This is a genomic window from Mesorhizobium humile (assembly GCF_033977215.1).
In the GTDB taxonomy this organism is placed as follows: Bacteria; Pseudomonadota; Alphaproteobacteria; order Rhizobiales; family Rhizobiaceae; genus Mesorhizobium; species Mesorhizobium humile.
Map to the genome: position 1 here is coordinate 1 of NZ_JAVIIV010000078.1, position 537 is coordinate 537.

The 537-nt window shown below is 67.0% G+C and carries 1 protein-coding gene; it reads left to right on the forward strand.

The genetic code is table 11. The features are described from left to right. On the forward strand, positions 1-421 hold a 421-nt coding region (locus RFM52_RS32765), incomplete at its 5' end, for a lyase family protein (protein ID WP_320327909.1). Positions 422-537 lie beyond the last annotated feature (116 nt).

The window sequence follows — 537 nt, forward strand, 5'->3', positions numbered from 1 at the left end:
ACGCGCGGCACTTGCCGCGAAGCTCGGCCTCGGCGATGCGCCGCAATGGCATAGCCAGCGGGACGCGCTGGCCGATTTCGCCGGCTGGCTGTCGCTCGTCACCGGCAGCCTCGGCAAGTTCGGCCAGGATGTCGCGCTGATGGCGCAAGCCGGCACCGACATCGAGCTCTCGGGTGGCGGTGGCTCGTCGGCCATGCCGCACAAGCAGAACCCGGTGAAGGCAGAGGCGCTGGTGGCACTTGCCCGCTTCAACGCAAGCCAGCTTTCCGGCATTTACCAGACGCTGGTGCATGAGCAGGAGCGCTCGGGCGCAGCCTGGACGCTGGAATGGCTTCTGCTGCCGCAGATGGTGGTGGCGACGGCTGCCGCGCTGAGGCTTGCGGCGGAGCTCGCCGGTCAGATCGAGAGCCTTGGGCACTAACGCTGTCGCCCAAAAGTGCGCAGCGGTTTTGGGATAACGACATGTGGGAAGGGACTTGATGCGCTCGCAGGTCGTCATCGTAGGCTCGGGACCGTCGGGCCTGCTGCTCGGTCAGC